Source organism: Streptomyces sp. NPDC006450 (genome assembly GCF_040612195.1).
Classification (GTDB): Bacteria; Actinomycetota; Actinomycetes; order Streptomycetales; family Streptomycetaceae; genus Streptomyces.
Genome location: NZ_JBEXPT010000204.1, coordinates 1 through 6,793, shown reverse-complemented (window position 1 = coordinate 6,793; position 6,793 = coordinate 1). Strand labels below are relative to the sequence as shown.

Below are 6,793 nucleotides of genomic sequence, written 5' to 3'. Positions count from 1 at the left end.
GCCGGGCCCGGGGCGGTCGCCCCGGGCCCGGCCGCCGGCCGGTCGGCGAGGAGGGTCACTTGACGGCAACCTGCGAGATGTCGAGGACGCCGGTCCAGTCGCTGATGACGACGTTCTTGACGTCCTTGCCGACGAGGCGCTTGTAGACCGGGTGGAAGAGCGGGACGTCGAGCGCCTGCTCACCGATCTTCTTGTCGAGGGCGCCCCAGCGCTTGCCGGCCGCCGCGAGGTCGGTGAGCTTGGCGATCTCGTCGATCTCGGTGTTGACGGCCGGGTCGTCGAGCTGGGCGTGGTTGTAGTTGCTGCCGTTGGTGACGATCTGGCGGCCGTCGAAGATCGGCGCGAGGAAAGGTGCGCCGGACGGCCAGTCGGCGCCCCAGCGGGAGAGGAAGAAGCCGGGGGTGTTCTTGACGTTCCAGCGCTTCTCGTTGAAGGCGTTGTTCTCCAGCCCCTCCAGCTTGACGGTGATCCCGGCGGCGGCGAGCGCCTGCTGCACGGCGGTGGCGACCTCGGGGCTGGTCTGCCGGTTCTGGGCGTTGGAGTGGGTGAGCGTGATGGTCAGCCCGTCCTTGAAGCCCGCCTCGGCCAGCAGTTCCTTGGCTTTGGCCGGGTCTCCGGTCTTCCCGGCCGGGAAGTGGTCGTACGTGGTGAAGCCGAAGGCCTCCTGCTCGGGCAGGAAGGTGGTGGCGGGCTCGGCGAGGGCGGAGCCGCCGGCCGCGTTGATCACGCTGGTGCGGTTGATCGCGTAGGAGACGGCCTGGCGGACCTTCGGGTTGTCGAAGGGGGCGATCTTCGGGTTGAAGGCCAGGTAGTTGACGTAGCCGAAGTGCCCGGTGCCGACCCGCCCGCTCAGCTCCTTGTCGTCTCCGATCTGGGCGAGCTCCGCCGGACCCAGGTTGGTGTCGGTGGTGACCGCGGCCGCGTCGGCGCCGGAGCTGGTGGACAGGCGCTGGTTGATGACCGCCGCGTCGAGCCCGGAGCGGACGTCGATCTTGTCCGGGTAGGCCTTGCGCTCCTCGTCGGTCTTCTCGTCCCAGTTCTCGTTGCGCTCCAGGGTGAGGTGTTCGCCGTCGTTGTCGTTCTTGACGACCTTGTACGGGCCCGAGGAGACCGGGTGCTCCTCGTACGTGACCCCGGTGTCCTTGGCCTTGGGCACGGGCGCGAACTGCGTCTGCGTGGCGAGGAAGGGGAACTCGCCCTCGGGCTTGCGGAGTTTGAAGACGATCGTCTTCGCGTCGGGCACGACGATCGACTCGAGCCCCTTGCCGCCGTCCTTGTACGGGCCCTCGTACGTCTCGCCGCCGACCAGCCAGTCGCGCAGGTACGGGGCTCCGCCCGACAGCTCGGCGGCGAAGGACCGCTCGATGCCGTACTTGATGTCGGCGGTGGTGATGGGCGAGCCGTCCTCGTACTTCAGCCCGTCCTTGAGCGTGTACGTCCACTCGGTGGCATCGGCGTTGGGCTTGCCGAGGTCGGTGGCGAGGTCGGGCACCACCTTGGCGCCGGCCGGGCCCGCTTCGCGGTTGCGGGTGGTGAGCGTGCGGAAGACGAGCGAGGGGACGTTGCCGCCGCCGGAGGTGTACAGGCGGGCCGGGTCGAAGTCGCTCTGCGGTTCGTTGTTGAGGACGGTCAGGGTGCCGCCCTTCTGCGGGGCGGCCCCGGCGGCGCCCGGCTTGTCGCCGGTGGAGGCCTTGTCCGCGCCGTCCTGGGGCCCGCAGGCGGCGGCGCCCCCGGCCAGAACGACGCTGACGGCGACCGCGGCCACGCGGATCGATATGAGGGACTGACGGGCCATGGGAAAAGGGACCTCTCGGCGTGAAGGGAGATGCGGAAAAGGCCACGCGAGGGGCAGCGGTCCACGTCGGCGCGGTCGGCGGCATGCCGACGGCGGGGACGGAGGAAGGAAGACGCCGCACCTGCGGGCGAAAGGGCCCCGGGCGCGGCGGAACGACGGAGAAGGCAGGACGTCGCGCGCTCAGGGAGGCGTCAGCGACAGAAGATGTCGGCCACGCTGTGCGCGGTCACACCAAGCAGCGCCAGCTCAAGGGCGGCGCTCGCGGTGGTGGTGTGAAGGTGCGACATGCGGAGAACAATGACCGACCATCGGACGGCTTGTCAACGCGGATGATCAACTACCCGGATACACCCAGGGGTTGGGCTTGCACTGGATGTCGTTGATGTCCAGGGACTTCGTCTGCTGCTGCATGATCGGGGCGAGCGCGCCCGGTGTCTGGCAGCTCACGTGGCCGTGGCCGAGCCGGTGGCCGACCTCGTGGTTGATCAGCATCTGGCGGTAGGCGAACATCTGGTCGGCGCCGTACGTCGCCGAACCCTGCGACCAGCGGTAGGCGTTGATCATCACGCGGTCGGTCGACGCGGAGTCGCAGGAGACGTTGTCGATGGTGGTGTCGAGCCCAGACTTCTTGCACCAGACGCCGGTGGTCCCGGGGCTGGCGAGCGTGATCACGAAATCGGCCTCGCCGCCCGGCACCCGCTCGAAGGTCTTCGTACCGCCGTGGCCCCAGCTCCGGTCGTCGTTCAGCGTGCGGTGCACGGCCTCGGCGAACAACTGCGCGTCCAGGCCGAGCCCCTGCTCCACGTCGACCCGGTAACGGACCACCTGCCCCTTGCCGGGCCCCTGCGCCACACCGGGCACGGTGTCGAAGGCGCCGGAGCCCTTCAGCTTCGCGTCGATCGGGAACTGCTGCGCCATCTTCTGGTCGTACGTCAGCTCCGGCGCGGCCTTGATCGCCGCGGAGGCGTCCGGAGTGGGCCGCCCGTCGGAGCGGGAGGCCGCGGAGTTGCCCTGCGTGGTGTGGCGGTTGCCGTCGTCGGCGGCGCGGACGTCGTTCTTGGCGCTGTCGTTCTCGGAGGCCGCCTGGCCCGCGACGACGACGGCGAGCACGACGGTGACGGCCGCGGCGGCCATCCCGGCGTACGTACGGCCCTTGACGCCGCGCCCTGCCTCGGGCGCCTCCTCGACGGGGGCATCGACCGGCGTACGCGGCGCGGGGATCCGGCGGCGCGACCCGGTGGCGGTGAAGGCGTCCTCGGTGAAGAGGTCCTCGACGGCGGGGACCACGCGGTGGGAGCCCGTCGCGGCGAAGGCGTCCTCGTGGACCGGGATCCGGCGGTGCGAGCCCGTCGCGGTGAAGGCGTCCTCGGCCACCGGGAAGGCGCGGTGGGAGCCGGTCGTGGCGAAGGCGTCCTCGTGGACGGGGATCCGGCGGTGCGAGCCCGTCGCGGTCATCGGCGGGTCGAGGGTGACCTGCGGGAAGCCGACCGCGGGGGTACCGAAGGCCGGGGTCTCGTAGACGGGGGCGCCGTAGGACGGGGCGCCATGGGACGGGGTGTCGTAGACCGGGGTGTCGTAGACCGGGGTGTCGTAGACCGGGCCGCCGTAGACCGGGGCGGGTGCGCCCGTGCCGGGCGCCGGCCGGGTGCGCGGGGCCCCGCGCCAGTCCCCGTAGGTCACGGCGGTACCGGCGGCCGCACCCCAGGCTCCGCCGGGCTCGTGCTGTTCGGGATGGCCGCCGCGCGCGCCGGACACCGGCTCGTGGCGCGGCGGGGCCGCGTACCCGCGCGGGGCGGCGGCCGGCTCGGCCCACCCGGCCGGGGCCGGGGCGGAGGCCCGGACACCGGCCCGTTCGGCCGGCTGCGGATGGCCGGGGCCGGAAGCCGGGGCGGGCTCCTTGCGACTATGTCGTCCCACGTCTCAGCCCTTGCCGTCCTCGTCGGTATTCATGGTGTGCGCGGTGTCCCCGCCGCCCGTGGCCTCCAGCAGCTCCCGGAAGGCGGCCGCGACCACCTCGGGGTACTCCATCATCGCCACGTGCCCCGCCTCGGGCAGCGTCAGCAACCGCGAACCCCGGAAGGCAGCGGCGGCCTTGCGCGCCATACGGTACGAGACGAGTTGGTCCCGGCCACCGTAGACCAGCAGGGTCGGTGCGAGCACCCGCTGCGCCTGGCGCCACAGTCCGTGCTGCCCGCCGAGGGTGTACGCGTCGACGATGCCGCGCGAGGAACGGCTCAGCGCGTCCCAGAAGTACGGCAGCGCGAGCCGCCGTTCCATTTCCTCGACGGCCGCCTCGAACACCTCGGGCTTCACCCGGGAGGGGTCGCCGTACAGGAGGTCCGTCAGCCCCCGGGTGCGCCGCTCGGCGCTCAGACCGCGGGTGAGCCGGTCGAGGAGCCCGGCCATGCCGGGTGCGGCGAGCAGGGCGGTCGGCACGGCCGATCTCTGCACGCGCAGTTCGGGCAGGGCCGGGGAGACCAGCGTCAGCGTGCGCACCAGATCGGGCCGGACGGCCGCGACCCGGGTCGAGATGGCCCCTCCGAGGGAGTTGCCGAACAGGTGCACCGGTCCGCGTCCGGCGGCGTCGAGGTGGCGGATCACGACGCGGGCGAGGCCGGTCACGGAGTAGTCCCGGTCGGCGGGTGGCGGGGACCAGCCGAAACCGGGCAGGTCCACGGCCTCGCCGTCGACGTGGTCGGCCAAGCGCGCCATCAGCGCGGACCAGTTCTGCGAGGATCCGCCGAGCCCGTGGACGAAGAGCGCGGGCGGCAGACCGGCCCGGACCGCGGGGCGGAACCGTACGGTCATTTCCAGCCCGGGCAGCCGGTCGGTGCGCAGCTGCTCCCCTTCGGCCACTCGCACGGCTCCCACCTGGGAAGACGACGCGGCGGTGGACCGTACGCCCGGCAGCTCGGTCGAAGACATGGGGCAATGTTACGAGACGATCACGCGGCTCCCCTTGTGTTCGCCGTCACAGATGCTTGCGGAGCCGCCTAGCGGGGTATGCGCGATCCTCCTAGGCTCGTAGGTGGAAAGGGGTGTTCCATGACTGTCGACCCTGCGGAACCGGACACCTTCCAGTCAGAGCTGCCGGAAAACCTCGATGTGGAAGCCCCCGAGGCGGACGCGGCGGAGCAGAACGCGGAGTTGAATCCGGTCGAGGACGATCCGCTGACCCCCGTGGGCCAGCGCGAAGCCTCCGACGGGGACGCCGCCGAGCAGACCCGGGTGGTGGCCCTGGACGAGGACGATTACCGCTGAGCAAGCGCTGACCAGCATCTCCGGCAGGTGACCGGCGGTCCGTACCGCGAGAAAACTCGGCTTGAACCCTCCAGATTCGGTTACCGAAAAGTACGATGGCCGCGCGACGCAAGGCGCATTGTGTTCTAAAGAAAGTGGGAGGCGGCGTGACAGCCATCGAGCAGACCGAGGCAGCGCGTCCGCGGGGCACGCGACTTCCGCGCCGGGCCCGGCGCAACCAGCTTCTGGGCGCAGCCCAGGAGGTCTTCGTCGCGCAGGGTTACCACGCAGCGGCCATGGACGACATCGCGGAGCGTGCCGGAGTCAGCAAGCCGGTGCTCTACCAGCACTTCCCCGGCAAACTCGACCTCTACCTGGCGCTCCTGGACCAGCACTGCGAGGCCCTGCTGCTCGCCGTGCGCACGGCGCTCGCGTCGACGAACGACAACAAGATGCGCGTCGCCGCGACCATGGACGCCTACTTCGCGTACGTCGAGGACGAGGGCGGCGCCTTCCGGCTGGTCTTCGAGTCCGACCTCACGAACGAGCCGGCGGTCCGCGAGCGCGTCGACCGCGTCTCGCTGCAGTGCGCCGAGGCCATCTCGGACGTCATCGCCGAGGACACCGGCCTCTCGAAGGACGAGTCGATGCTGCTGGCCGTGGGCCTGGGCGGGGTCTCGCAGGTCGTGGCCCGGTACTGGCTGTCGAGCGAGAGCCCGGTCGCCCGTGACACCGCGGTGGGCCTGCTGACCTCCCTCGCCTGGCGCGGAATCGCCGGCTTCCCGCTGCACCCGACGGACGCCTGACCTGCGCCGGCCCGGCTCTCCGGGCCGGCCCCGGCGGTCCCCGCCGGTCTGACCGGCGGCTGTTCGCTGCGAGCGTTTCCGGCGCGCGGCGGACACGTCGTCTCTCCGGGCTAATGTGGACCGGGTAACGGCGCGGCAGATCGCGCGAACCGGACCGTCGGAGGGACAAGGCCGTGGAGGTCAAGATCGGCGTGCAGCACGCACCCCGGGAGATCGTGCTCGAGAGCGACCTGAGTGCCGAGGAGCTGGAGAGCATCGTCACCGCCGCCCTGTCCGGCTCGGCGCCGCTGCTGAGCCTCACGGACATCAAGGGCCGCAAGGTCCTGGTGCCGTCCGAGCGCCTGTCGTACGTCGACCTGGGCGAGCCCAGCGCGCGCAAGGTCGGCTTCGGCGCGCTCTGAGCCGAGCGCTCCGAGCACCACGGGGCACCCGCAGTACCCGAAGTACCGAGAACGGCCCGGTGGACGACCCGCCGGGCCGTTTCCGTTTCCTCCGCTTCGGGTAGGAGCGCTCTAGGCACCACGCTCCCGGTACGCCCCGGTACGTCCGACGTTCGAGAGGATTCCCCATGCTGCTGATCGAGGCGCTCGGCTCCGCTCTCCTGGGCCTGGCCCTGGCCGCGGCGGCCGTCCGTGCGTTCGGCCCGCGGCTGCCCTCTCCGCGAACGGTGCTGGCGAGCGGCGCGGCGGGCGCCCTCTTCGGGGCCTATCTGACGCACACCGCGCTGGGCCCCGGGCACAACACCCTCTTCGCGACCCTCGTCGGCGGCGCGCTGGTCTCGGCGGTGGTGCTGTCCCTGCTCCTGCGGCCCGCCGGCCGGACGGGGAGGCCGTCCCACAGGACTCCGTTTTCGGTTCCGACGCGGGGCTAGACGCCCCCGCTGACGGACCCCCCGCTCAGACGCCCCCGCTGACAGACGTATGCCGGCCCCCGCACGGAAGCTTCCGTGCGG

General features: G+C 71.6%; 8 protein-coding genes. 4 read left to right on the top strand and 4 right to left on the bottom strand.

Translation table 11 applies throughout. The annotated features are described in order from the left end of the window. Positions 1–55: 55 nt before the first annotated feature. The 4 genes from ABZY57_RS31575 to ABZY57_RS31560 all read right to left on the bottom strand — a co-directional run bounded on the left by ABZY57_RS31575 (position 56) and on the right by ABZY57_RS31560 (position 4,720). Complete coding sequence (locus ABZY57_RS31575; RefSeq protein WP_356517786.1) at positions 56–1,795, bottom strand: ABC transporter substrate-binding protein; 1,740 nt, start codon at positions 1,793–1,795, stop codon at positions 56–58. Between the two features lie 191 nt (positions 1,796–1,986). Further along, entirely contained in the window at positions 1,987–2,082 is a 96-nt protein-coding gene (locus ABZY57_RS31570) for an Ms4533A family Cys-rich leader peptide (RefSeq protein WP_356517784.1), read from the bottom strand. Between the two features lie 46 nt (positions 2,083–2,128). After that, on the bottom strand, positions 2,129–3,712 hold the full coding sequence (locus ABZY57_RS31565; RefSeq protein WP_356517782.1) for a DUF3152 domain-containing protein: 1,584 nt from the start codon (positions 3,710–3,712) through the stop codon (positions 2,129–2,131). A gap of 3 nt (positions 3,713–3,715) precedes the next feature. Further along, on the bottom strand, positions 3,716–4,720 hold the full coding sequence (locus ABZY57_RS31560; RefSeq protein WP_356517780.1) for an alpha/beta hydrolase: 1,005 nt from the start codon (positions 4,718–4,720) through the stop codon (positions 3,716–3,718). Positions 4,721–4,840: 120 nt separating this feature from the next. On the opposite strand from ABZY57_RS31560, the gene ABZY57_RS31555 reads away from it, so the two are divergent. The 4 genes from ABZY57_RS31555 to ABZY57_RS31540 all read left to right on the top strand — a co-directional run bounded on the left by ABZY57_RS31555 (position 4,841) and on the right by ABZY57_RS31540 (position 6,712). After that, complete coding sequence (locus ABZY57_RS31555; protein ID WP_356517778.1) at positions 4,841–5,056, top strand: hypothetical protein; 216 nt, start codon at positions 4,841–4,843, stop codon at positions 5,054–5,056. A gap of 146 nt (positions 5,057–5,202) precedes the next feature. Further along, positions 5,203–5,841 carry a TetR/AcrR family transcriptional regulator gene (locus ABZY57_RS31550; protein ID WP_356517776.1) on the top strand — a complete coding sequence of 213 codons (639 nt, stop codon included), beginning with the start codon at positions 5,203–5,205 and terminating at the stop codon, positions 5,839–5,841. A 173-nt stretch (positions 5,842–6,014) separates the two neighbouring features. Beyond that, positions 6,015–6,242: a DUF3107 domain-containing protein gene (locus tag ABZY57_RS31545; RefSeq protein WP_243335978.1), complete on the top strand. Its 228-nt coding sequence runs from the start codon at positions 6,015–6,017 to the stop codon at positions 6,240–6,242. Positions 6,243–6,409: 167 nt separating this feature from the next. Beyond that, entirely contained in the window at positions 6,410–6,712 is a 303-nt protein-coding gene (locus tag ABZY57_RS31540) for a hypothetical protein (protein WP_356517774.1), read from the top strand. The last annotated feature ends 81 nt before the right edge of the window (positions 6,713–6,793 follow it).

Excerpts from the sequence above, each read along its gene's own strand:
- ABZY57_RS31570 (WP_356517784.1), bottom strand. The coding sequence starts at position 2,082 with ATGTCGCACCTTCACACCACCACCGCGAGCGCCGCCCTTGAGCTGGCG.
- ABZY57_RS31575 (WP_356517786.1), bottom strand. The coding sequence starts at position 1,795 with ATGGCCCGTCAGTCCCTCATATCGATCCGCGTGGCCGCGGTCGCCGTC.
- ABZY57_RS31555 (WP_356517778.1), top strand. The coding sequence starts at position 4,841 with ATGACTGTCGACCCTGCGGAACCGGACACCTTCCAGTCAGAGCTGCCG.
- ABZY57_RS31540 (WP_356517774.1), top strand. The coding sequence starts at position 6,410 with ATGCTGCTGATCGAGGCGCTCGGCTCCGCTCTCCTGGGCCTGGCCCTG.
- ABZY57_RS31560 (WP_356517780.1), bottom strand. The coding sequence starts at position 4,720 with ATGTCTTCGACCGAGCTGCCGGGCGTACGGTCCACCGCCGCGTCGTCT.